At 68.9% G+C, this 20,755-nt stretch carries 22 protein-coding genes and 1 tRNA gene; 12 read left to right on the forward strand and 11 right to left on the reverse strand.

The genetic code is table 11. The features are described from left to right. Positions 1 to 184 (forward strand): hypothetical protein (locus AB4Y80_RS09790; RefSeq protein WP_442213904.1); only part of this gene is annotated, 184 nt, incomplete at its 5' end. Positions 185 to 267: 83 nt separating this feature from the next. On the opposite strand, the gene AB4Y80_RS09795 is transcribed toward AB4Y80_RS09790, so the two are convergent. Next, the gene (locus AB4Y80_RS09795) at positions 268 to 804 is read right to left on the reverse strand and encodes a MarR family winged helix-turn-helix transcriptional regulator (protein ID WP_442213905.1); all 537 of its coding nucleotides are present in this window, start codon (positions 802 to 804) and stop codon (positions 268 to 270) included. Between the two features lie 142 nt (positions 805 to 946). On the opposite strand from AB4Y80_RS09795, the gene AB4Y80_RS09800 reads away from it, so the two are divergent. The 8 genes from AB4Y80_RS09800 to AB4Y80_RS09835 all read left to right on the forward strand — a co-directional run bounded on the left by AB4Y80_RS09800 (position 947) and on the right by AB4Y80_RS09835 (position 7,954). Then, positions 947 to 1,714, forward strand: a complete 768-nt coding sequence (locus AB4Y80_RS09800; protein ID WP_442213906.1) for an electron transfer flavoprotein subunit beta/FixA family protein — start codon at positions 947 to 949, stop codon at positions 1,712 to 1,714. Between the two features lie 13 nt (positions 1,715 to 1,727). Further along, the gene (locus tag AB4Y80_RS09805; RefSeq protein WP_442213907.1) at positions 1,728 to 2,696 is read left to right on the forward strand and encodes an electron transfer flavoprotein subunit alpha/FixB family protein; all 969 of its coding nucleotides are present in this window, start codon (positions 1,728 to 1,730) and stop codon (positions 2,694 to 2,696) included. 96 nt (positions 2,697 to 2,792) lie between these two features. Continuing rightward, complete coding sequence (locus AB4Y80_RS09810) at positions 2,793 to 3,725, forward strand: cytochrome b/b6 domain-containing protein (RefSeq protein WP_442213908.1); 933 nt, start codon at positions 2,793 to 2,795, stop codon at positions 3,723 to 3,725. A 76-nt stretch (positions 3,726 to 3,801) separates the two neighbouring features. Then, positions 3,802 to 4,938 (forward strand): acyl-CoA dehydrogenase family protein, encoded by a 1,137-nt coding sequence (locus AB4Y80_RS09815; protein ID WP_442213909.1) that lies wholly within the window; start codon positions 3,802 to 3,804, stop codon positions 4,936 to 4,938. A gap of 18 nt (positions 4,939 to 4,956) precedes the next feature. Beyond that, positions 4,957 to 6,030, forward strand: coding sequence for an enoyl-CoA hydratase/isomerase family protein (locus AB4Y80_RS09820; RefSeq protein WP_442213910.1), 1,074 nt, complete (start codon positions 4,957 to 4,959; stop codon positions 6,028 to 6,030). Then, entirely contained in the window at positions 6,023 to 6,940 is a 918-nt protein-coding gene (mmsB, locus tag AB4Y80_RS09825; protein ID WP_442213911.1) for a 3-hydroxyisobutyrate dehydrogenase, read from the forward strand. Before AB4Y80_RS09820 ends, mmsB begins: the two co-directional genes overlap by 8 nt. Before the next feature lie 16 nt (positions 6,941 to 6,956). Then, on the forward strand, positions 6,957 to 7,733 hold the full coding sequence (locus tag AB4Y80_RS09830; protein WP_442213912.1) for an enoyl-CoA hydratase: 777 nt from the start codon (positions 6,957 to 6,959) through the stop codon (positions 7,731 to 7,733). A 144-nt stretch (positions 7,734 to 7,877) separates the two neighbouring features. Continuing rightward, positions 7,878 to 7,954 (forward strand) — tRNA-Met (locus tag AB4Y80_RS09835). 100 nt (positions 7,955 to 8,054) lie between these two features. Here the strand turns inward: AB4Y80_RS09835 and AB4Y80_RS09840 are convergent. Then, on the reverse strand, positions 8,055 to 8,585 hold the full coding sequence (locus tag AB4Y80_RS09840) for a MarR family winged helix-turn-helix transcriptional regulator (RefSeq protein WP_442213913.1): 531 nt from the start codon (positions 8,583 to 8,585) through the stop codon (positions 8,055 to 8,057). Positions 8,586 to 8,671: 86 nt separating this feature from the next. Between AB4Y80_RS09840 and AB4Y80_RS09845 the strand changes: the two genes are divergently transcribed. After that, positions 8,672 to 9,247 (forward strand): NADPH-dependent FMN reductase, encoded by a 576-nt coding sequence (locus AB4Y80_RS09845; protein WP_442213914.1) that lies wholly within the window; start codon positions 8,672 to 8,674, stop codon positions 9,245 to 9,247. A gap of 78 nt (positions 9,248 to 9,325) precedes the next feature. Continuing rightward, the gene (locus AB4Y80_RS09850) at positions 9,326 to 10,222 is read left to right on the forward strand and encodes an SDR family oxidoreductase (protein ID WP_442213915.1); all 897 of its coding nucleotides are present in this window, start codon (positions 9,326 to 9,328) and stop codon (positions 10,220 to 10,222) included. 39 nt (positions 10,223 to 10,261) lie between these two features. On the opposite strand, the gene AB4Y80_RS09855 is transcribed toward AB4Y80_RS09850, so the two are convergent. From AB4Y80_RS09855 to AB4Y80_RS09885, 7 genes are all read right to left on the reverse strand, one after another. Beyond that, positions 10,262 to 11,368, reverse strand: coding sequence for a sulfate/molybdate ABC transporter ATP-binding protein (locus AB4Y80_RS09855; protein ID WP_442213916.1), 1,107 nt, complete (start codon positions 11,366 to 11,368; stop codon positions 10,262 to 10,264). Further along, entirely contained in the window at positions 11,365 to 12,246 is an 882-nt protein-coding gene (locus tag AB4Y80_RS09860; RefSeq protein WP_442213917.1) for an ABC transporter permease, read from the reverse strand. The genes AB4Y80_RS09855 and AB4Y80_RS09860 overlap by 4 nt, the downstream gene beginning before the upstream one ends. After that, a complete protein-coding gene (gene modA, locus AB4Y80_RS09865) occupies positions 12,233 to 13,039 on the reverse strand; it encodes a molybdate ABC transporter substrate-binding protein (protein ID WP_442213918.1) in 807 nt (268 codons plus the stop codon). Before modA ends, AB4Y80_RS09860 begins: the two co-directional genes overlap by 14 nt. Beyond that, entirely contained in the window at positions 13,036 to 13,443 is a 408-nt protein-coding gene (locus AB4Y80_RS09870; RefSeq protein WP_442213920.1) for a TOBE domain-containing protein, read from the reverse strand. Before AB4Y80_RS09870 ends, modA begins: the two co-directional genes overlap by 4 nt. Positions 13,444 to 13,693: 250 nt before the next feature. Continuing rightward, positions 13,694 to 14,677: an NAD-dependent epimerase/dehydratase family protein gene (locus tag AB4Y80_RS09875; RefSeq protein WP_442214035.1), complete on the reverse strand. Its 984-nt coding sequence runs from the start codon at positions 14,675 to 14,677 to the stop codon at positions 13,694 to 13,696. An 86-nt stretch (positions 14,678 to 14,763) separates the two neighbouring features. Continuing rightward, the gene (locus tag AB4Y80_RS09880) at positions 14,764 to 15,735 is read right to left on the reverse strand and encodes an aldo/keto reductase (RefSeq protein ID WP_442213921.1); all 972 of its coding nucleotides are present in this window, start codon (positions 15,733 to 15,735) and stop codon (positions 14,764 to 14,766) included. Then, the gene (locus AB4Y80_RS09885; protein ID WP_442213922.1) at positions 15,736 to 16,608 is read right to left on the reverse strand and encodes a helix-turn-helix transcriptional regulator; all 873 of its coding nucleotides are present in this window, start codon (positions 16,606 to 16,608) and stop codon (positions 15,736 to 15,738) included. 165 nt (positions 16,609 to 16,773) lie between these two features. Between AB4Y80_RS09885 and AB4Y80_RS09890 the strand changes: the two genes are divergently transcribed. Then, positions 16,774 to 17,634 (forward strand): aldo/keto reductase, encoded by an 861-nt coding sequence (locus tag AB4Y80_RS09890; protein ID WP_442213923.1) that lies wholly within the window; start codon positions 16,774 to 16,776, stop codon positions 17,632 to 17,634. Positions 17,635 to 17,651: 17 nt separating this feature from the next. On the opposite strand, the gene AB4Y80_RS09895 is transcribed toward AB4Y80_RS09890, so the two are convergent. Both AB4Y80_RS09895 and AB4Y80_RS09900 read right to left on the reverse strand, forming a co-directional pair. Further along, positions 17,652 to 18,431, reverse strand: coding sequence for a PspA/IM30 family protein (locus tag AB4Y80_RS09895; protein ID WP_442213925.1), 780 nt, complete (start codon positions 18,429 to 18,431; stop codon positions 17,652 to 17,654). 103 nt (positions 18,432 to 18,534) lie between these two features. Further along, a complete protein-coding gene (locus tag AB4Y80_RS09900) occupies positions 18,535 to 20,556 on the reverse strand; it encodes a TPM domain-containing protein (protein WP_442213926.1) in 2,022 nt (673 codons plus the stop codon). Between the last annotated feature and the right edge of the window lie 199 nt (positions 20,557 to 20,755).

Here is a 20,755-nt window from a genome sequence, read left to right on the forward strand (position 1 = left end):
CGACAAGCCCAAGGACGAACAGCCAAGGAAATCCGCCGCTGCCTCAAACGCTACCTCGCCCGCCGCGTCTACCGAACCCCAAGGACGAACAGCCAAGGAAATCCGCCGCTGCCTCAAACGCTACCTCGCCCGCCGCGTCTACCGAACCTTCAACTCACAATCAGCAACCCTCAACACCGCTTGACAAACATAGAAGGGTCCCGCATTAGATGTCGAAAATCGACGCGAAATTGGGTTTTTTCGACATCTATTGCGGGCCAGTTGGGGCTAGAGGGGCTCCGGCTGCTCGGGCGGGTCGGTGAAGTCGCCGGAATGGCGCCGGAACCGGGCCAGGATCTGGGTCAGCCGCCGCAGATCCCCCGCCGGGATGCCCGGCTCCACAAACACCTGGTCGTTCAGCACGGCCGTGGCCTCCTCCACCAGCGTCCGCCCGGCGCCGGTCACCTCCACCAGGGTGGCGCGGCCGTCCGTGGGATGCGCGCGCCGGCGCACCAGCCCGTCCCGCTCCAGCCGGTCCACCACGTTCGTGACGCTGGTGGGATGGACCTGCAGGCGGGCGCTGGCACTGGCCATCGGCAGGGCGCCGTCGCGCGTGAACGTCAACAGCCGCAGCATTTCCAGCCGGGCGTAGGACAGGCCCAGCGGCTTGAGCACCGCATCCACCCGGCTGTACATGATCTGGTGGGTGCGCATGACGGAGGAAAACGCGGCCATGCCGTCGGCCGCGTCGGTCCAGCCGTGCACGATCCACTGCCGCCTGGCCTCGGCGATCGGATCCATGGGCAACGGGGAGGAGGGTGCCACGGGCCAGTCCTTTCACCGCCGGGAAAACCAATTAACAACAATTTACTTTGAATACCTAGTAAATACTAGTAGTTCCTAGTAATCTACTGTCTAACGAACCGCGCAGCAGTTTGCAACTGTGCTCACAGAAGAGGGGCTGTCCATGAAGATCGTTGTGCTGATCAAGCAGGTGCCGGACACGGCCGATGAACGCACGCTTGACCCCGCCACCGGCTGGCTGAACCGCGATGCCGGGGACAACATCGTCGATGAGATCAATGAGCGCGCCCTCGAGGTGGCGCTGCAGGTCAAGGACAAGGACAAGGGCACCGAGGTCGTGGTGCTGACCATGGGTCCGGCCGATGCCGCCAAGGCCGTCCGGAAGGCACTCTCCATGGGCGCGGACTCCGGCATCCACGTCCTGGATGACTCGCTGGCCGGTGCCGACGCCGCCCGCACGGCCGCCGTCCTGGCCGCCGCGCTGAAAGGCGCCGGCGCCGATGTGATTGTGGCCGGCAACGAGTCCACCGACGGCCGCGGCGGGGTGGTCCCGGCCATGGTGGCCGAGCACCTGGGCCTGCCGCTGGTGGGCTCGCTGAGCGAGGTGACCCTGACCGGGGCGGGGGTCTCCGGAGAGCGCCAGGGCGAGTCCGGCACGCTCACGGTCAGTTCCGCCCTGCCCGCCGTGGTGACGGTGACCGAGCGGTCCGCGGAGGCCCGCTTCCCCAACTTCAAGGGCATCCTGACGGCCAAGCGCAAGCCCGTGGCCACGGTCGCCGTCGCCGATCTGGACGTCCCGGCCACCCCTGCCCGGACCGTGGTGGTCTCCCACAGCGAGCGCCCGGCGCGGCAGGCAGGGACGAAAATCGCCGACGACGGCTCGGCCGGCACGCTGCTGGCCGAGTACCTCATCGAAAATCGTTTGGTCTAAGGGAGGAAATGCAATGTCGAACATCCTGACGCTGGTGGAAGTGACCCACCAAGGGGAAGTGTCCGCGTCCGCCCGCGGCCTGCTAGCGGCCGCGGCGTCGCTGGGGACGCCCGTGGCCGTGGTGACCTCCGCCGCGGGCCTGACGGACGACGTCGTCGCCCGGCTGGGCGAGCTGGGCGCCGCACGCGTCTACTCGGCCGTGAGCGAGGCCGCCGCCACCGTGCTGGTGGCCCCGACCGTGGAAACCCTGGCCGAGGCCGTGCAGGCACTGCACCCCGCGGCCGTGCTGACCGCCAATTCGGTGGACGGGCGCGAGGCCGCCGCCCGCCTGGCCGTGCGCATCGGCGGAGCGCTGCTGGCCGACGCCGTTGGCGTCCGCGCGGACGGCGAGAGGATCGTGGCCGAGCATTCCGTGTTTGGCGGCGCCTATGTTGTGGAGTCGGCGGTGGAGGGCGGGCTGCCCATCATCACCATCCGCCAGGGCGCCATCGAGGGCGATGCACCGGCCGCGGTTCCCGAGGTCAGCACCGTCTCGCTCGCGGCGGCCGGCACCGGCGCCCGCATCGATGCCGTCAACGACGCCCCCGTCACGAGCAGCCGGCCCGAACTGCGCGGCGCCAAGACCGTGGTCTCCGGCGGGCGCGGGCTCGGCTCCAAGGAAAACTTCGCGTTGGTGGAGCAGCTGGCCGACGCCCTGGGTGCGGCCGTGGGCGCCTCCCGGGCCGCCGTCGACGCCGGGTATATCGCCCAGACCGCGCAGGTGGGCCAGACCGGCGTCAGCGTCTCGCCCCAGCTCTACATCGCCCTGGGCATCTCCGGGGCCATCCAGCACCGGGCCGGCATGCAGACGGCCAAGACCATTGTGGCCATCAACAAGGACGGCGACTCGCCGATCTTTGACGTGGCCGACTTCGGCGTGGTGGGGGACGTGTTCACGGTCGTACCGCAGCTGATTGCGGCGTTGGCCGAACGGGCCCGCTGACGGTCCGCCCGCCATGATAATCGGCCGGTCAGCCGGCACGGCCACCGCTTGTACCGCAGGCGGCAAGGAGAACTTCTTCGAGAGGTGTTTTACACGATGTCCACCCCTGTGAAAAAGCCGGCTGCGGCCCGGAACAAGTGGGTCAGGCTGGCCTGGATTGCCGCCGGCGCGGTGCTCGGCCTGCTGGCGGTTGTGCTGCTGGCGAGGTGGGTAACCTCGTTGGAGGCCGTCAAGTCCTTCATGACCGATTATCCGGGGCAGTCCGAGCTGCCCGCCACCGCCCCCGTGGGCTTCCCGGCCTGGCTCGGCTGGCAGCACTTCTTGAACATGTTCTTCATTGTGCTGATCATCCGCTCCGGCTGGCAGGTGCGCACCGCCAAGCGGCCGCCCGCGCACTGGATCCGCAACAACAAGGGTCCATTGAGGACGCGGAATGCGCCCACCAAGATCAGCCTGGATTTATGGTTCCACCTGACCATGGACGCGTTGTGGGTCTTGAACGGGCTGATCTTCATCATCGTCATCCTGGCCACCGGCCAGTGGCTGCGCATCGTGCCCACCCGTTGGGACGTTTTTCCGAACGCCATCTCCGCCGGGCTGGCGTACCTGTCCCTGAACTGGCCCACGGAAAGCGGCTGGGTGAACTACAACTCCCTCCAGCAGCTCACCTACTTCGTGACGGTGTTCATCGCGGCGCCGCTGGCCATCATCACGGGATTGCGCATGTCCGGCGCATGGCCCAAGGACGCGCGCACGCTCAACAGGATCTATCCCATCGAGGCGGCCCGCAAGGTGCACTTCCCGGTGATGATCTACTTTGTGCTCTTTATCGTCGTGCACGTGACGCTGGTGCTGGCCACCGGGGCGCTGCGCAACCTCAACCACATGTACGGGGCCAGCGACGCCCTGAACTGGTGGGGCTTTGGCATCTTCGCCGCGTCCCTGCTGGTCACCGTGGGCGCCTGGCTGGCGGCCCGGCCGCTGTTCCTGCGACCCATCGCCGCCCTGACGGGGACGGTCAGCAAGTAATCAGATGTCCCGGCCGCACCGGCCGGGATCAGAATCAAGTAAGGTCCCGGACCCGTCCGGTTGCCAAGGAGAGACCATGTTTGAACTAACCCAGGATCAGCAGGCGGTTGTGGAGATGGTGCGCGATTTCGCCGCCACCGCCATGGCCCCGCACGTGGCCACGTGGGACGAGGAAAAATACTTCCCCGTGGACGTCCTGGCGGAGGCCGGGGCGCTGGGCATGGGCGGGATCTACGTGGGGGAGGAATACGGCGGCTCGGGGCTCAGCCGCACCGACGCCGTGCTGATCTTTGAGGAACTGGCCAAGGTCGATCCGTCGATCGCGGCGTACATTTCCATCCACAACATGGTGGCCTGGATGATCGACGCCTTCGGCAACGACACCCAGCGGGCCGCCTGGCTGCCGGGCCTGACGGCCATGACGGAACTGGGCAGCTACGCCCTGACCGAACCGGGCGTGGGATCGGACGCCGCCGCCCTGACCACCCGGGCCGTGCGCGACGGGGACGACTACGTCATCAACGGCACCAAGCAGTTCATCTCCGGGGCGGGCTCGAGCGCCTGGTACGTGGTCATGGCGCGCACGGCGGACACCGGCAGCCACGGCATCACCGCCATCGTGGTGCCCGCCGGGACGCCGGGGCTATCCTTTGGCGCGAACGAGAAAAAGATGGGCTGGCGGGCCCAACCCACCCGCCAGGTGGTTTTTGAGGACGTGCGCGTCCCCGTCACCAACCGGCTGGGCGAGGAAGGCAGCGGCTTCATGATCGCCATGAAGGGCCTGAACGGGGGGCGCGTGAACATGGGCGCCTGTTCGCTCGGCGGCGGGCGGGCGGCGCTGGAGAAGTCCGTGAGCTACCTCAAGGAGCGCCAGGCGTTTGGCGGCCCCCTCATCGAGAAGCAGCACCTGCTCTTTGAAATCGCGGACATGGACACCGAGCTGGAGACGGCCCGGACCATGATCCTGCGGGCCGCCGACGCGCTGGAGCACGGCGCCGCGGACACCGTCAAGCTGTGCGCCATGGCCAAGCGGGTCGCCACCGATACCGGGTTCCGCGTGGCCAACCAGGCGCTGCAGCTGCACGGCGGCTACGGCTACCTCTCCGAATACGGGCTGGAAAAGATTGTCCGGGACCTGCGGGTGCACCAGATCCTGGAGGGCAGCAACGAGATCATGCGCCTGATCGTGGGCCGTCTGGCAGTGGAGGACTGAGCGGTGAAGGAGGGGCACATGGAGAACAATGACGTCCTGATCCAGCGCACCGGGCGGCTGGGCCACCTGGTGCTGAACCGGCCGCAGGCGATGAACGCGCTCAATCACGGCATGGTCCTGGCCGTCGCGCAGGCGCTGGATGCGTGGGAGGCGGACGACGCCGTCGCCACCGTCCTGATCTCCGGCGCCGGTGAGCGGGGCTTGTGTGCCGGCGGGGACATCGTGGAGATCTATCACGACGCCCGAACCGGCGGGAACGCCAGCGCACAGTTTTGGCGCGACGAGTACCACCTCAACGCCCGGATCAAGCGCTATGCCAAACCCGTGGTGACCCTGATGGACGGGGTGGTCCTGGGCGGCGGCGTCGGCATTTCCGCCCACGCCTCGCACCGCGTCGTGACCGAACGCTCCCGGGTGGGCATGCCGGAGACCGGCATCGGCTTTGTCCCGGATGTGGGCGGCACCTACCTGCTCTCGCGTGCCCCGGGGGAGCTCGGCACGCACGTGGCCCTGACCGCGGGCATGGTCGGCGGCGCGGATGCCGTGGCCATGGGCCTGGCCGACCACTACGTCGACTCCGCCCACCTGCCCGCCCTCATCGCCGAACTTGCCCAACGGCCCGCGTCCGCCGCGATCGGCCGCTACGGGCAGGTCCCGCCGGACTCCCCGCTGTCGGCGGCGCGCTGGTGGATCGATGAGGTGTACGCCGCGGACGACGTCGCAACCATCCTGGACAGGCTTGAGGGCGTGGGTGAGCCCGCCGCGGTCAAGGCCGCGGCCGCCATCCGGGCGAAGTCGCCGACGGCGCTGTCCGTCACGCTGGCGGCGCTGCGGCGCGCGCGGGTGCTCGAGTCGCTCGAAGAGGTGCTCAACCAGGAACTGCGCGTGTCGCTGCGCGCGCTGCGTTGGCCCGACTTTGCGGAGGGGATTCGGGCGCAGCTGGTCGAGAAGGACCGGAATCCCGCCTGGCGGCCGGCGGCGCTCGCCGGCGTGTCGGCGGAGGTGGTGGCACGAACATTTGATGACTTGGGCCCGGATGAACTGGGTCTGAGTTTTGAGCGGGACGGATCGAAAGGCAATGACAATGAGTAGAACAATAGCGTTCATCGGCCTGGGCCACATGGGCGGGCCCATGGCGGCGAACCTGGTGGCGGCCGGCTATCCGGTGACGGGGTTTGACGTGGTGCCCGAAGCGCTTGCGGCGGCGGAGGCGGCCGGGGTAAAGGTGGCCGCCTCCGGTGCCGAGGCGGCGCAGGGGGCCGATGTGGTCATCACCATGCTCCCGGCCGGCAGGCACGTCTTTGCCGCCTACCAGGGCGGGGACGGCGTGGGCGGGTTGCTGGCCGCGGCCAAGCCCGGCGCCTTGTTCCTGGAATGTTCCACGATCGCCGTGGAGGACGCCCGAAAGGCCCATGAGATGGTGCTGGCCACCGGGCACCGCGGCCTGGACGCCCCGGTGTCCGGCGGCGTGGTGGGGGCCGAGGCCGGGACGCTGACGTTCATGGCGGGCGGCTCCGCCGCCGACTTTGCCGACGCCGGCGAAATCCTGGAGGTCATGGGCAAGCGGATCGTGCACTGCGGCGGTCCGGGCGCCGGACAGGCCGCGAAGGTGTGCAACAACATGATCCTGGGCGTGTCCATGATCGCCGTGAGCGAGGCGTTCGTGCTGGGCGAGAAGCTGGGGCTGACCAACCAGGCATTGTTTGACGTGGCCGCGAACGCGTCCGGCCAGTGCTGGTCGCTGACCACCAACTGCCCGGTGCCGGGACCGGTGCCCACCAGCCCGGCCAACCGCGACTACAAGCCGGGATTTGCCGGCGCCCTCATGGCCAAGGACCTGGGCCTGGCCGTCGAAGCGCTGAACTCCACCGGCGTCGTGGCCGAGCTTGGCAGCCGGGCCGAGGAGATCTACCGCCGCTTTGCGGCGGAAGGCGGGGCCGGGGTGGACTTCTCCGGCATCATCAACACGATCCGGGCGGCCAGCACCGCCCCCGAGCAGTAAAGAGCGGACACGCACCATGGCTGACTACTCCTTAATCCTGACCGAACAGCGCGGCCGCGTCGGGCTGATCACGCTCAACCGGCCCGAGGCCCTGAACGCGCTCAGCGATGCGATGGGCCGGGAAATCCTGGCCGCGGCGCGCGCCTATGATGCGGACCCGGGCGTGGGCGCCGTCGTCATCACCGGTTCCGCCCGGGCCTTCGCGGCCGGCGCGGACATCAAGGAGATGGCGGAGAAGTCCTCCGTGGACATGTACCAGCAGGCCTGGTTCTCGGTCTGGGACGAGCTGGCCCGCGTCCGCATCCCCATGATTGCCGCCGTCGCCGGCCATGCGCTGGGCGGCGGCTGCGAGCTGGCCATGATCTGCGACTTCATCATCGCCGGCGAGAATGCGAAGTTTGGCCAGCCGGAGATCAAGCTCGGCGTGATTCCGGGCATGGGCGGCTCCCAGCGGCTGGCCCGGGCCATCGGCAAGGCCAAGGCCATGGAGATGGTGCTAACCGGGCGCGTCATGGGGGCCCAGGAGGCGGAACGCTCCGGGCTGGTGGCCCGGGTGGTGCCCGTGGAGCAGCTGCTGGAGGACGCCCTGGCCACGGCCGAGGTGATCGCCGGGATGTCCAAGCCCGTGGCCATGATCGCCAAGGAGGCCGTCAACGCCGCCTTTGAATCCAGCCTGGCCGAGGGCGTCCGCCTGGAGCGGCGCCTGATCTTCGCCTGCTTCGCCACGGAGGACCAGAAGGAAGGCATGAAGGCGTTCACCGAGAAGCGCCCGGCGGAGTTCCGGCACCGCTGAGGCAGACCCCGGCCCGCGAGGCAGACCCCGGCCCGCGAGGCAGACGTTGGGCAGCCACTGCTTCGCGGGGCAGGGTCTGCCAGGGGGTTCGGAGCCCTGGCGAATTGGTGTTTGGACCAATTACCTGTAGTGTGGAGGACGCAACGCGGGGTGGAGCAGTTCGGTAGCTCGCCGGGCTCATAACCCGGAGGTCACAGGTTCAAATCCTGTCCCCGCAACCAGAAAAGGGGCCCTGATCGGCGGAAACGCTGATCAGGGCCCCTGCTTTTTGCCCTGCCGGTTCGCCGGTCCGGCGGTGCGGTCGCGAATAAATCCCACCTCTCAGCAGGCTTGCCGGGCACCCCACATGCCGTCGTACCCGCCGGCGTGCGCGACGGTCAGGGCGGCCGCCCGGAAGGCATCCCGGCCGGGGGTCCCCAAGGGCGCCAGGTGGGCAGCGAGTTCACGGGTCACGTCCRTGTGGAAGTCGAGGGCCGCGCGGCGTCCGCCGTCGGTGAGCATCACCTGAACGACCCGGCGATCACCCGGAACGGACGATCGCTGCGTCAAGCCACGCTGCACCGCGCGTTCGACGAGTCCCGTAAGGCTGGCTTTCCCGACCCCGAAGACGCCCGCGAGCTCGGCCATGTTCCGCGGTTCTTCGGCGAGAACGCACAGCAGGCGCCCCAGCACCGGAGTCAGGCCGTGCCGGTCGGCAACGCGCGCGAAGGTACCCTGCACGAGGGCCGAGAGCTGGATGAGGGCCGTGGCGCCGGCGACTTCCTCCTCGGACGCACCGGCCCTCTCCGGCGAGGGCCCCTCAATGGTTTGGAGCCCGCCATCAGGACCGCTCGGGTCAACGTCGATATGCATTTTTACATTGTACAGTCAGCGAATAGTACGTATGATGAACTATCTTGGCAGTGAACCAAGTACGTGTGTGAAGCGAAGGCGGGATCATGACGAGGATTGGCATCATCCTGGGCAGCACGCGGCCCAACCGGAAGGGTGAGCAGGTGGCGCTGTGGGCGCTTGAGACGGCCCAGGCGCGCAGGGATGCACAATTCGAGCTCGTCGATTTGCGTGACTACCCCCTGCCGCCCCTCGACGAAGCAATGCCGCCGTCCTTTGGAAAGTATCAGCAGGAGCACACCAGACGGTGGGCGCAAAAGGTCTCCTCCTTCGACGGGTTCGTCGTCGTCACCCCGGAGTACAACCACAGCACCAGCGGAGTGCTCAAGAACGCGTTGGACTTCCTCTTCGGGGAGTGGAACAACAAAGCCGTCGGCTTTATCTCCTACGGGGTCAACGGCGGGGTCCGGGCGGTGGAACACCTGCGCGTGATGGCAAGTGAGCTGATGATGGCCGACGTCCGCACCCAGGTGGCTCTGTCGTTCGCCACGGATTTCGAGAACCGCACGCAGTTCAAGCCCGGCGCCCATAACCTCTTGGCCCTGAACAAGATGCTCGACCAGGTGATCTCCTGGAGCCAGGCGCTTGCCCCGCTGCGCAGCGATCGGCGGGCAGTGGCCTGACGGGCCGGTCGCGCAGGCGCACTTCGACGCCCGGCGGAGCAACCAGCGATGACAAAGACAAGGAGATTGTGAGGAAACATGTCTGAACAGGAACCCGTCCTCGTCGTCGGCGCGACGGGATCGGTGGGGGGTCAGGTCGTCGACCGGCTTCTCGCCCGTGGCAAGACGGTGCGCGCGCTCGTCCGGCCAACCTCGGACGCCGCCAAACTCGAGGCCAAGGGAGTCCGTATAGCCCGAGGTGACATGCTCGAGCTGGATTCGCTTGTTCGCGCGATGACTGGATCGGCGGCGGTGATCACCACGGCGGCCGGCTATACCCGCAACGATAAGAAGGCGCAAGAGATCGACACCGTTGGAAACGCCAACCTGGCCATCGCCGCCTCGAAGGCCGCCGTACCCCGGTTTGTGCTCACCAGCATCCTCACCAGTGACCAAACACCGTCGGTGCCGCATTTTTGGAACAAGAAGCTTGCCGAGGACAAGCTCGAGGAACTCGGCGTCCCGTTCGTGGCACTGCGCCCCGGGGCATTCTTCGACCAAGTCGCGCGGATGAGCGGGGACCCCTTCACGAACGGACGCATCATCTGGCTCGGTTCCCGGCGCATACCGCTGACGTTTGTCCTGACGAGCGACCTTGCCGGGTACCTCGCGGACGCGGTCGACGCGGACATCACCGACGGAGAACGCGTCGATGTGGGGTGGGCGCGCCCGATCAGCATGCTGGAGTGCGCGGAGGTGGCCTCGCGACTGGCGGGCAAGAAGATCAGGGTCCTGAGCGTGCCCGCCGGGGCGCTGCGCACCGTGGGCAAGGTGACGGGAAGGCGTGCCCCGCTCGTGGGCGACATGGGAAGCATGGCAACCTGGTTCAACACCGGTCGCTATGTCGCCGACACCACCCGCCAGACCGAACTCTTCGGTCCCCCACCCACCCCGGAAGAGGCCATCAAACGCTTTGCCGCCGGACTGGGCCACTGAGGCCGCTGGGTGCGCCCGCGGGGCGATGGCCGAGTACAGCTAGGCCGGATAGATGGCCACCTCCGCGGCCTTCACCACAAAGAAGACCCGGGAGCCGGGGGCCAGGGCCAATTCGGCCGTGGCCGCGGGGGAAATGTCCGCCGCGAGCCGTCCGGCCCGGATCCGGAAGTTCTCGCCCATCGGCTCCAGCTCCGTGACCGTCACCGGGAAGCAGTTGCGCGGACTGCCCTGCGGCGGGGCGAGGAAGACGGAGACGGACGACGGCGCGAACGCGGCCATCCCGTCCGGCCCACCATCGGCACGCCCGGCCGGCGCCTCCGCCGGACCGGAGGCGGGGCCGGCGTCCTCGCCCGAGGCTCCCGCGCCGGCCAGGTGCCCGGTGACCAGGCCGGCGTCCGGCGTCAGGACGGCGGAACCGGACAAGGCGCCGGTGAGCACGTTCAGGCCCGCAAGGGTGGCGGCAAACACGCTGCGCGGGCGGGCGAGCACCGCGGCGGTGGGGCCGTCCTCCACGATCCGGCCGTGGTCCATGACGACGATGCGGTCGGCAAGCACGAGGGCGTCCAGGACGTCGTGGGTGATGATGATGGCCGGGCGGGCGGCGAGGACGCGCTTGAGCAGGCGGCGCAGGCGCGGGGCGGTGTTGACATCCAGCGCGGCCAGGGGCTCGTCGAGCAGGAGCAGCTCGGGGTCGGTGGCGAGCGCCCGGGCCAGGGCGATGCGTTGGGCTTGGCCGCCGGAGAGCTGCGCGGGCTTGCGCGCGGAGAGGTGGACGGCGTCGACCTCGCCAAGCCAATGGCGCGCCGCATCCCGGGCCGCGTGCCGGCCCATGCCCCGGCTGCGCGGTCCGAAGGCGACGTTGTCCACGACGGTGAGGTGGGGGAAGAGCAGCGCGTCCTGGGCGAGCAGGCCGGTGCCGCGCTGGTGCGGCGGCACCCACACTTGGGGGTGGTCGGTGCTGAACAGGGGGCGGCCGTTCAGGGTGGCCCGGCCGTGGTCGGGGCGGAGCAGGCCGGTCAGGCTGGCCAGCACGGAGGACTTCCCGGCGCCGTTGGGGCCCATCAACGCCACGGTCTCACCCGGGCCCACGGTCAGGGCGACGTCGATGCCGCGGGCCGGGATGCGGGCGCTGAGCTCCAGCGTCATGAGGCTGCCCGGCGTGCCGGCCCGGACGGTTGGGTCCGGGGGAGCGGGGCCGGGCGCAGCGGGGAGCGCGGCAGCCGGTRGGTGAGCGCAACGACCACCACCGCGACGGCGATCAGCACCAGTGACAGGGCGACGGCGGCGTCGGGGTCGGTTTCACGCTGCAGGTAGATCTCCAGCGGGAGCGTGCGGGTGACGCCCTGGAGGCTGCCGGCAAAGGTTAAGGTGGCGCCGAATTCGCCCAGGCTGCGGGCAAAGGACAGCATCGCGCCGGAGACCAGCCCGGGCAGGACCAGGGGCAGCGTGATCCGGCGCAGCACGGTCGACGGCCGGGCGCCCAGGGTTGCCGCGACGGCCTCATACTTTTGCCCGGCGGTGCGCAGCGTCCCTTCGAGGCTGAGCACCAGGAACGGCAGGGCCACAAAAGTCTGCGCCATGACCACGGCGGTGGTGGAGAAGGCAATGTTGATCCCGGCCAGGGTCAGCGACTTGCCCAGCAGCCCTTCGCGGCCAAAGGTGTACAGGAGGGCCAGGCCACCCACCACGGGCGGCACGACCAGCGGCAACARGATCAGCGAGCGCAGGATGCGCTGGCCGGGGAAGCGGCCGCGGGCGAGCACCAGGGCCAGCGGGACGCCCAGTCCGATGCACAGCGCCGTGCTCGCCACGGCCGTCTTGAGGCTCAGGAGCAGGGCCGCGCCGGAGGAATCCGAGGTGATCAGGGGAATGAACTGGCCCCAGTTGACCTTGGCGGCCATGCCGGCCAGGGGCAGCAGGAGAAAGAGCGCCCCGATGGCGGCGCAGGCGTAGATCCACCGCGGCACGCCCTGGTACTGCCACGGCTGCCCGCGACGCGGCGCCGGGGCCTTAGGGTGTGCCAAAGCCGGCAGCCTGCAGGACTGCTCTTCCGGTGGCGCCGGTGACCAGCGCGATGAAGGCGTCGGCCAGGTCCTGGCGTTTCGAGGCGGCCACGGCCGCAATGGAGTAGTTATTGACGGCGGGGCTGGCGAGGGTGAGCGGGACAACCGCCACCTTGGGGCCCGCGGTCTTGGCGTCGGTCACGTAGACGAGGCCGGCGTCGGCCTCGCCCGAGGTCACCTTGCCCAGGACACCGGTGACGGAGAGCTCCTCACTGACGGGCGCAAGTTCGACGCCGGCGCGTGCGGCGTCGGCCCGGGCTACGGCCCCGCACGGAACCTGGGCGGCGCACACCACCACCTTGACCCCGGGCCTGGCGAGGTCGGCGAAGGAGGTGATGCCGGCCGGGTTGTTGGGCGGCACGGCGATGGTCAGGACGTTGGTGGCGAAGACGGCGGGAGGGCCGGCCGTGAGCGCCGCGTCGCGAACCTTGCCCATGGTGGCCTCGTCCGCGGCGGCGAAAACATCCGCCGGGGCGCCCTGGAGGATTTGACTGGCCAGGGTGGAGGAGCCGTCAAAGCTGAGGGCGACCCGGACCGCCGGATGCGCCGCCTCAAAGCGGTTGGCCAGATCGGTGAACGCCTGCTTCAGGGAGGACGCCGCGAAGACGGTCAGCGTGCCCGTGAGCCCGGTGGCGGCGCCTGCGCCCGCCGGGGCATTGGCCGCATCCGGCTTCCCGGGGGCCGCGCAGGCGGCCAGCGAAACGGCCAGCAGGACCGCGGCGAGGGCGGCCCGCCTGCGACGGCCGGCCCTCAACTCCTGGCCCCCTGGGGCACTTCGATGATCACGTTGGTGGACTTGACCACGGCGGTGGCCACCGAGCCCGGTTCCAGCAGCAGGTCCCGGACCGCCTCGCTGCTCATGAGCGAGACCACGCGGAACGGCCCGCACTGGAGTTCCACCTGGGCCATGACCTTGTCCTGGATGACGTTCGTGACGAGCCCGACAAACCTGTTCCGGGCGGAGCTGCCAATCCCAGTGGGATCCGCGGGCAGCAGCGACGCGGACTTGGCCACGTTGGCCAGCTCGAGCCCGTCGATGACGATCCGGCCCTGTTTGTCCTTCTGCCCGTGAAGGGTGCCGTTGTCCAGCCAGCGCCGGACGGTATCGTCGCTGACGCCCAGGAACCGGGCCGCCTCGGAAACGCGAATAAGTGCCATGCGGCGAGTCTATATCCTCAGATGCGGAAAGGATACGCTGTTTGCTCCGCTAATGCTGGTTTGCCGGTTTGCCGGTTTGCCGGTTTGCTGGTTTGCTGGTTTGGCGGGGGTGCCGGTGCTTTCGTAGCCGACGTAAAGGAGGCCGGGAGGCCGCCCGCGGCCGACGGCCGGATAGTCGGCGAGAAAGCACCGGCACCGCCGCCGGCACCGCCGCGGGCGCCTCCGCGGGCTCCTCCGCATTGGGGCCCGGTCAGAGGCTGGCGAGCTTGTCGGACAGCGCCATGTAGTCCGGGTTCACCACGCGGGCCTCGGGGTGGTCGATGTGCCAGGCCAGGATCTGCCGGGCGCCCACGGCAAAGGGGATCCGCGCCCGAAATTCCGGCACGAGCGCCTTGACCTTGGCATTGCTGAAAATCACCGAGTGCGACCTGTCGCCGTGCAGCGCCGGTCCCAGATCCGGAGCCGCCGCCGCAATCATGTCGCTGGAGACGTGCACCAGCGCCGGTTCCGGCACGTCCGCCGCCGCGGCAACGGCCCGGTACACGGCATCCCACGGCAGGGCCTCGTCGGAGGTGATGTGGAAGCTCTCGCCCACGGCCGCCGCGATCCCAAACAGCCCCACAAACCCGACGGCGAAGTCGGCCGTGTGCGTCAGTGTCCACAACGACGTCCCGTCCCCGTGCACCACCACCGGCAGTCCGGCGCGCATCCGGTGGACGTCGGTCCAGCCAAAGAGCAGCGGTATCCGGGTGGGGTCGTAGGTGTGTGCGGGCCGCACCATGGTCACCGGAAACCCGTCGTCCCGGTACGCGGCGGCAAAGACGTCCTCGCACGCGATCTTGTCCCGCGAATACTGCCAGAACGGGTTGCGCAGCGGCGTCGACTCGGTGATCGGCAGCCGCGCGGGCGGTTTTTGGTAGGCCGAGGCCGAGCTGATGAACAGGTACTGCCCGCACCGTCCGCGGAACAGGTCGACGCCGGTGCGCGCCTGCTCCGGGGTGAACGTCACGAAGTCCGCCACCACGTCAAAGGTCCGTCGGCCGAGCACGCCGCGCACGGCGTCGGGGTCGCGGACGTCCGCCACCAGATGTTCGACGCCGGCCGGCAGCGGCCGCCCGGCGCTGGTCCCGCGATTGAGCACGGTCACGTTAAAACCAAGGGCCGCCGCGCGGGCCAGGGACGCCGCGCTGATCAGGCCCGTGCCGCCGATGAACAGCACGCGCGGCCCCGGCAGCGGCGAGGTCAGGTAGTCGCTGCCGGAGCGCAGCGCGGCGGCCGGCCCCTCGCCGAGCCCGGCCCGGACGTCGTCGTTGAAGCCGCTCACCAGGCGTAATCCTCCGGCGCGGTCCGGGGGCCCGGGAAGATTTCATCGAGCCGGGCCAGCGCCTCCGCGTCCAGGGAGACCTCCAGCGCCCGCAACCCGGCTTCCAACTGGCCGGATGTGCGCGGGCCGATGATCGGCGCCGTCACGGCCGGCTGGTGCAGCAGCCACGCCAGGGCCACGTCCCCGGGCGCGTGGCCCAGCTCGCGGGCAAACGACTCGTTCGCCTGAATTTCATCCCGGGACTCGGCCAAGGCGGACGCGGCGCGCCCCTCGGTCCGGCGGACGCCGTCGTTCTCCTGCGCCAGCACGCCGCCCAGCAGGCCGCCGTGCAGCGGGGACCAGGGGAGCAGGCCCAGCCCGTAGTGCTGCGCGGCCGGAATCACCTCCCGCTCCACGCTGCGCTGCATCAGGTTGTAGAGGGACTGCTCGCTGACCAGTCCGGTGACCGGGCGGCGGGCGGCCGCCTCCTGCGCCGCGGCCAGGTGCCAGCCGGCAAAGTTGGAGCTCCCCGCATAGAGGATCTTGCCCTGCTGCACGGCCACGTCGACGGCCTGCCAAATCTCATCCCACGGCGTGTCCCGGTCCACATGGTGGAACTGGTAAAGGTCGATGTGGTCCGTTTGCAGGCGCTTCAGGCTCGCGTCCAGGGCGCGGCGGATGTTCAGCGCCGACAGCTTGGAGTCGTTGGGCCAGTCGGACATGGTGCCGTAGACCTTCGTGGCCAGCACCGTCCGCTCACGCCGCCCGCCGCCCCGGGCAAACCAGCGGCCGATGATTTCCTCCGTCCAGCCGCGATGTTCCGTGCCGCCGTAGGCGTTGGCCGTGTCGAAGAAGTTCAGCCCGGCCTCATGCGCCTGATCCATGATCGCGTGCGCGTCGGCCTCCTCGGTGTGCGGGCCAAAGTTCATGGTGCCCAGGCACAGCTTGGACACGGTCAGGCCGCTGCGGCCCAAATGTGTGTACAACATCTAATTGATTCCTTCGGGTGAGTTGATCGCAGGGGTGCTCGCGTGGTCTTCCGCCGCCCAGGTGGAGAGCAGCTTGAGCGCATCCAGCGACGGCGAGCCGTTCCGGGCCGAGTAGATGCGCAGGCTTTGGTCGGGGTCATCGGGCAGGAGCAGGTGCTCGAAGTCCACTTCCAGCTCGCCGACCAGGCTGTGGCGCAGTTTCAGGGTCCCGGACGATCTCCGGGCCACGGTGTGCCGGGCCCACCATTGGCGGAAGTCCTCGCTGTTGACGGCGAGCTCGCCCACCAGGGCCGCGGCCTGCGGATCACCCGGATGCCGGCCCACGTCCGCGCGCAGCGCCGCCACCGCATCCGCCGCCGCGCCGTGCCAGTCGCGAAAGAGGACGCGGGCACCCGGGTCCAGCATGATCCAGCGGGTGTAGTTACGCTGCTCGCGGGCCAGGGCGGGGAAGTCGGCCAGCAGCAGGCGGGCCAGGCGGTTGGCCGCCAGCACGTCCGTTCTCCTGCCCAGGACGACGGCGGGAACCTCGCCCACGGCGTCAAGCAGCTGGCGCATCGAGGCCCGCACCCGCTGGGTCGAGGGCGGGTCGAGGGCCTGCCCGCCGCAATGGTCCAGGAGGTCGAGCATGTGGGCGGACTCGGCGTCGTTCAATTGCAGGGCCCGTGCCACGGAGGCCAGCACGGAGCGGGACGGGTGGATGTTCCGGCCCTGCTCCAGCCGGGTGTAATAGTCCGTGGAGACGTCGGCCAGCCGGGCCACTTCCTCCCGGCGCAACCCGGGCACGCGCCGCGGGGTGTAGTCCCGGCCCGGCTCCGGATGCAGTCGGGCCCGCATGGCCGAAAGAAACCTGCCGAATTCTCTGCTTTGTCCCATAGCCCCATTCTGCCCTGCCCCGCGGGTGCAAGGTAATGCATGGGTGGGTCTGTGAATCCTAGGGTGGGCCCGCCCATGTTGCCAGGTGCCGGCGCCCGGCGGGTGGGCCTAGGCTGGGGGAAGCCGCTGGTGAGGCGGACGGAACGAAAGGACTGACTGACGGCCATGTCGGAACATATCAGCACCGCACCACCGAGCCCGGAAATTCCCCGATTGACACTGAACAACGGGGTCACCATCCCGCAACTTGGGTTCGGCGTCTTCCAGATCCCGCCGGAAGAGACCCGGGCTGCGGTGGCGGCGGCCCTGGCCGCCGGCTACCGCCACATCGACACGGCCGCGGCCTACCGCAATGAATCCGGTGTCGGGGCGGCCATTGCCGAATCTGGCATCCCGCGCGAGGACATCTTCATCACCACCAAGTTGCGCAACGGCGAGCAGGGCAACCCGCGCGCCGCCTTCGAGGCCAGCCGGAAGGCGCTCGGGGTGGACTGGATCGACCTGTACCTGATCCACTGGCCCGTGCCGTCCCTGGGACTCTACCCGCAGGCCTGGAAGGAGCTGGAGACCATCTATGCCCAGGGGCTGGCCCGGGCCATCGGGGTGTCAAACTTCCTCCCGGAGCACCTGGACACGTTGCTCGCCGTGGCTTCCGTGGTCCCGGCCGTCAACCAGATCGAGGCGCACCCCAGCTTTCACCAGGCCGGGCTCGCGGCCAAGAGCCGCGGCCACGGCATGGCCGTTGAGGCGTACAGTCCGCTGGGCCAGGGCCGGGACCTGGCCAACGACGTCGTCACGGAACTGGCGGGGAAGTACGGTGCGACGCCGGCGCAGGTGGTGCTCGCCTGGCACCTGGGCCTGGGAAACATCGCGATCCCCAAGTCCGTCACCCCCGGGCGCATGCGTGAAAACCTGGCGGCGGCCCGGCTCGAGCTCAGCGACGTCGCACTGTCCCGGATCTCGGCACTGGAGACCCACGAGCGCATCGGCGCCGATCCGGCCGTGGCCGCCTTCACGCAGATGTAGCCCGCCGGGCCGGCAGCCTACAGTTTGTCGAAGTCTGCCTCGTCGACCGTGTCCGTGGACTGCTCGATGGCGGCCGGGGCGGGGGCCCCGCCGGACTTCAGCGCCGCCAGGCGGGCCTCCACCTCGGTCTGCTCGCCCAGGTCCTCCAGGCTGTTGAACTGGGCGTCCAGGCTGGAGGCGGCCAGCTCGTTCTGCCCGCGGACCTTGGCCTCCTCGCGGCGGATCTTTTCCTCGAAGCGGCTGACCTCGCTGGTGGGATCCATGATGTCGATGCTCTTGAGCGCATCGTTGACCTGAAGCTGGGCCTCGGCCGTCTTGGACCGGGCGATCAGCTCATTGCGCTTGTTGCCCAGCTCGTTCAGCTTGGCCTGCATCTGGGTCAGCCCGGTCTTCAGCTTCTCCACCACGTCGTTTTGGGCGGCGATGCTGGGGGCCGCGGCCTTGGCCTCGTTTTCGGAGGTGATTTGGCGCTGCAGGGCCACCTTGGCCAGGTTGTCAAACTTTTGCGCGTCGACGGTGTCGCCCGCGGCACGGTATTCGTCCGCCTTGCGGCTTGCGGCCAGGGCTTTCTGGCCCCAGTCCCGGGCGGCCTTGATGTCCTCGTTGTAGTCGTCCTCGAGCATGCGCAGGTTGCCGATGGTCTGGGCCACGGCGCCTTCGGCTTCGTTGATGTTCGCCTTGTAGTCGCGAACCATCTGGTCGAGCATCTTCGCCGGATCCTCGGCCTGGTCCAGCAGCGCGTTGATGTTGGCCTTGGCCAACTGTGCGATCCGGCCGAAAATGGATTGCTTGGTCATTCGCTTCCCCTTTGATTTGCTGTTGAACATCATCCGTACTTGATCTCTTCGTGCTGTGCCAATGGAACCTCAATGCGAGTCTAAATGCCCCTGCGGACGTGGGCTAGAAGTTGCCGCCGCTGCCGCCGAAACCGCCGCCGCCGCCACCGCCGCCGCCACCAAAGCCGCCGCCACCAAAGCCGCCGCCACCGCCGAAGCCGCCGCCGCCGCCGGAGAGCAGGCCGCCGATGATGCCGCCGAGGATGGCGCCGCCCACCCCGTTCATGCCCGATCCGCGGCCGTACCCGCCTCCGCCAAAACCGCCGCCGTTGAAGTGGTCGACGTCGTTTTGGGCGTAGTGGATGGCCTGCTGGGCCAGGGCCTGCGCCTGCTGGGCGTACTGCAGGGCGTTGGCGGGGTCCTTCTCGGCGATGGCCATCGCATAGTCAAGGTTGCGCTGGGCCTCCGAGAGCCGGGTCCGGGCCGCGGAGCCAACCCCGCCGCGGCGGGCGGCGATGAAGTCCTCGGCCGCGGAAATGTGTGCCTGCGCGCCGGCGATCGTTTGCTGCAGGGAAGCCTGGGCACGCATGGCCTGCTGCTGCTGGTCACGAATGCCCTGCAGCAGCTCGTCGAGTTGGGCGTGTGCCCCCTGGACCGCCGCGAGCAGCGCCACCGGGTCCGACTTGCCGGCGGAACCGTGTGCCGCGGCATCGCGCAGGACCGATTCGGCCGCCGCAACGGTGGGCGTGAAGCGGGCGAACTCGGCGGAGGCCACCATTGATTTGGCCCGCTCCAGGTCGGTCAGCGCCTCCGGCAGGGCCGTGCCCAGCGTTGCGGCGGCGTCACGGATGGATTGTTCGGTCTTGCCGATGGCCGCCAGCAGCACGGTGCACTGCATCAGGCTTTCCTCGGCCGCCTTGACGGACATGGCCGCGTTGGCCGTGTCCCCGGAGGCCAGCTTCGTGTCGGCATCGGCCGCGGCCGTCTCGACAAAGACCAGCCGCTCACGTGCCTGCTGCACGTTGTCCCGGACCGTGGCCAGCGCGGAGTCGGAATAGCGGCCGGCCATCTTGGCCAGGGCCTGTTCGGAGGCGGCCACGGCCGAGGTGGCGTTCGCCGCGTCCGCGCGGATCTTGGCCAGCACCGCGGGTGCGGTCTTTTCCAGTTCCCTCAGGTCATCGAAGGACTTCTTCTCGGCATCCAGCGCGGCGTTCGCGTCCTCGCTGCGCTTGATGATCTCACCGAGCCACGACCGCTGCTCCTCAATGGTGTCCGGGATCTCATCATCCAATTGCTGCTGCAACTTAAACGACTCGTTCAGATGTGCCTTGGCGCTTTCCAGCGCGGCCTGGAACGGCTTGACGGCCTCGTCCCCGTAGGAGGCCTGCGCAAAGCCGACCTCGTGTTCGCTGGTCTTGATCGCGTCGTCGGCGGCAATCAGCAGCGAGCCGGCCTTGGTGCGCAACTCCGCAATGGTCATGCCGGCATTGGCGTCGAGTTTTTGCCCGTCCGCGCCAATGCCCCTGGCCGTGGCCTCCGCCGCCGCCTTCCTGCGTCGATTGCGCAGGGCCAGGGCCGTTCCGGCCCCTCCGACGACGACGGCGCCGCCGACTCCCAATGCCACCAGCCCGCCCGTGGGGTTGGGGACGTTGCCGTTGCCGCCGCCAGCGGCGTCACCCAGGGYGGCCGCCCCGTCAATGGCCGCCTGTGCCCAGTTCTTTTGGGACAGCTGGGGCTTGATGACGGTGCTGGAAATATGGTCGCGCTGCGCCGAGGTGATCGTGGAGTGGTTGGCCGAAAGCAGTGAATACTTCCCGTCCTTCACGGCAACCACCAACACGGCCTCGGCCGAGCCCATCTGCTTTTTGGCCACCACCTCCTGACCCCAGGCATCCCCGCTCAGTCCGTCGAAAGAGTCCACATAGACGGCGAAGAACGTGATGCCGTGGTCCTTGACCAGTTTGTCGATGGCCCCCTGGACGTCGGCCTTCCGGTCGCCCAGCACACCCGCGTTGTCGACGATGTAGGTGGCGCCGGGGATGGTCACCGGCGGTTCGGCCTGTGCGGCCGCGGCGGGCAACACCAGGAACGCGGCAAGTCCCGCCACAGCGATGAGTCGGGAGAACAACTTGAACCTTGAGCGCATTCGTCACCCTTATATGTGTTGACCGTGAGGCGTAGCTGCATTGATGGTGGTCTTGATTCTAAGGCGAATCGCTCCCGAGTGCCTGTGATTTGGCCGGGAGCGGAAAAACCACGGCGTCCGCCATAATGGGAGCCTGGCAAGTCTTCACAGCAACCTTCCAGCGAACGTTCGTGGATGCACCAGCGATGCGCGCCATGAT

It is taken from the genome of Specibacter sp. RAF43, from assembly GCF_052114065.1.
Taxonomy (GTDB): Bacteria; Actinomycetota; Actinomycetes; order Actinomycetales; family Micrococcaceae; genus Specibacter.

Excerpts from the sequence above, each read along its gene's own strand:
- AB4Y80_RS09800 (WP_442213906.1), top strand. The coding sequence starts at position 947 with ATGAAGATCGTTGTGCTGATCAAGCAGGTGCCGGACACGGCCGATGAA.
- AB4Y80_RS09805 (WP_442213907.1), top strand. The coding sequence starts at position 1,728 with ATGTCGAACATCCTGACGCTGGTGGAAGTGACCCACCAAGGGGAAGTG.
- AB4Y80_RS09810 (WP_442213908.1), top strand. The coding sequence starts at position 2,793 with ATGTCCACCCCTGTGAAAAAGCCGGCTGCGGCCCGGAACAAGTGGGTC.
- AB4Y80_RS09815 (WP_442213909.1), top strand. The coding sequence starts at position 3,802 with ATGTTTGAACTAACCCAGGATCAGCAGGCGGTTGTGGAGATGGTGCGC.
- AB4Y80_RS09820 (WP_442213910.1), top strand. The coding sequence starts at position 4,957 with ATGGAGAACAATGACGTCCTGATCCAGCGCACCGGGCGGCTGGGCCAC.
- mmsB (WP_442213911.1), top strand. The coding sequence starts at position 6,023 with ATGAGTAGAACAATAGCGTTCATCGGCCTGGGCCACATGGGCGGGCCC.
- AB4Y80_RS09830 (WP_442213912.1), top strand. The coding sequence starts at position 6,957 with ATGGCTGACTACTCCTTAATCCTGACCGAACAGCGCGGCCGCGTCGGG.
- AB4Y80_RS09845 (WP_442213914.1), top strand. The coding sequence starts at position 8,672 with ATGACGAGGATTGGCATCATCCTGGGCAGCACGCGGCCCAACCGGAAG.
- AB4Y80_RS09850 (WP_442213915.1), top strand. The coding sequence starts at position 9,326 with ATGTCTGAACAGGAACCCGTCCTCGTCGTCGGCGCGACGGGATCGGTG.
- AB4Y80_RS09855 (WP_442213916.1), bottom strand. The coding sequence starts at position 11,368 with ATGACGCTGGAGCTCAGCGCCCGCATCCCGGCCCGCGGCATCGACGTC.
- AB4Y80_RS09870 (WP_442213920.1), bottom strand. The coding sequence starts at position 13,443 with ATGGCACTTATTCGCGTTTCCGAGGCGGCCCGGTTCCTGGGCGTCAGC.
- AB4Y80_RS09880 (WP_442213921.1), bottom strand. The coding sequence starts at position 15,735 with ATGTTGTACACACATTTGGGCCGCAGCGGCCTGACCGTGTCCAAGCTG.
- AB4Y80_RS09885 (WP_442213922.1), bottom strand. The coding sequence starts at position 16,608 with ATGGGACAAAGCAGAGAATTCGGCAGGTTTCTTTCGGCCATGCGGGCC.
- AB4Y80_RS09890 (WP_442213923.1), top strand. The coding sequence starts at position 16,774 with ATGTCGGAACATATCAGCACCGCACCACCGAGCCCGGAAATTCCCCGA.
- AB4Y80_RS09895 (WP_442213925.1), bottom strand. The coding sequence starts at position 18,431 with ATGACCAAGCAATCCATTTTCGGCCGGATCGCACAGTTGGCCAAGGCC.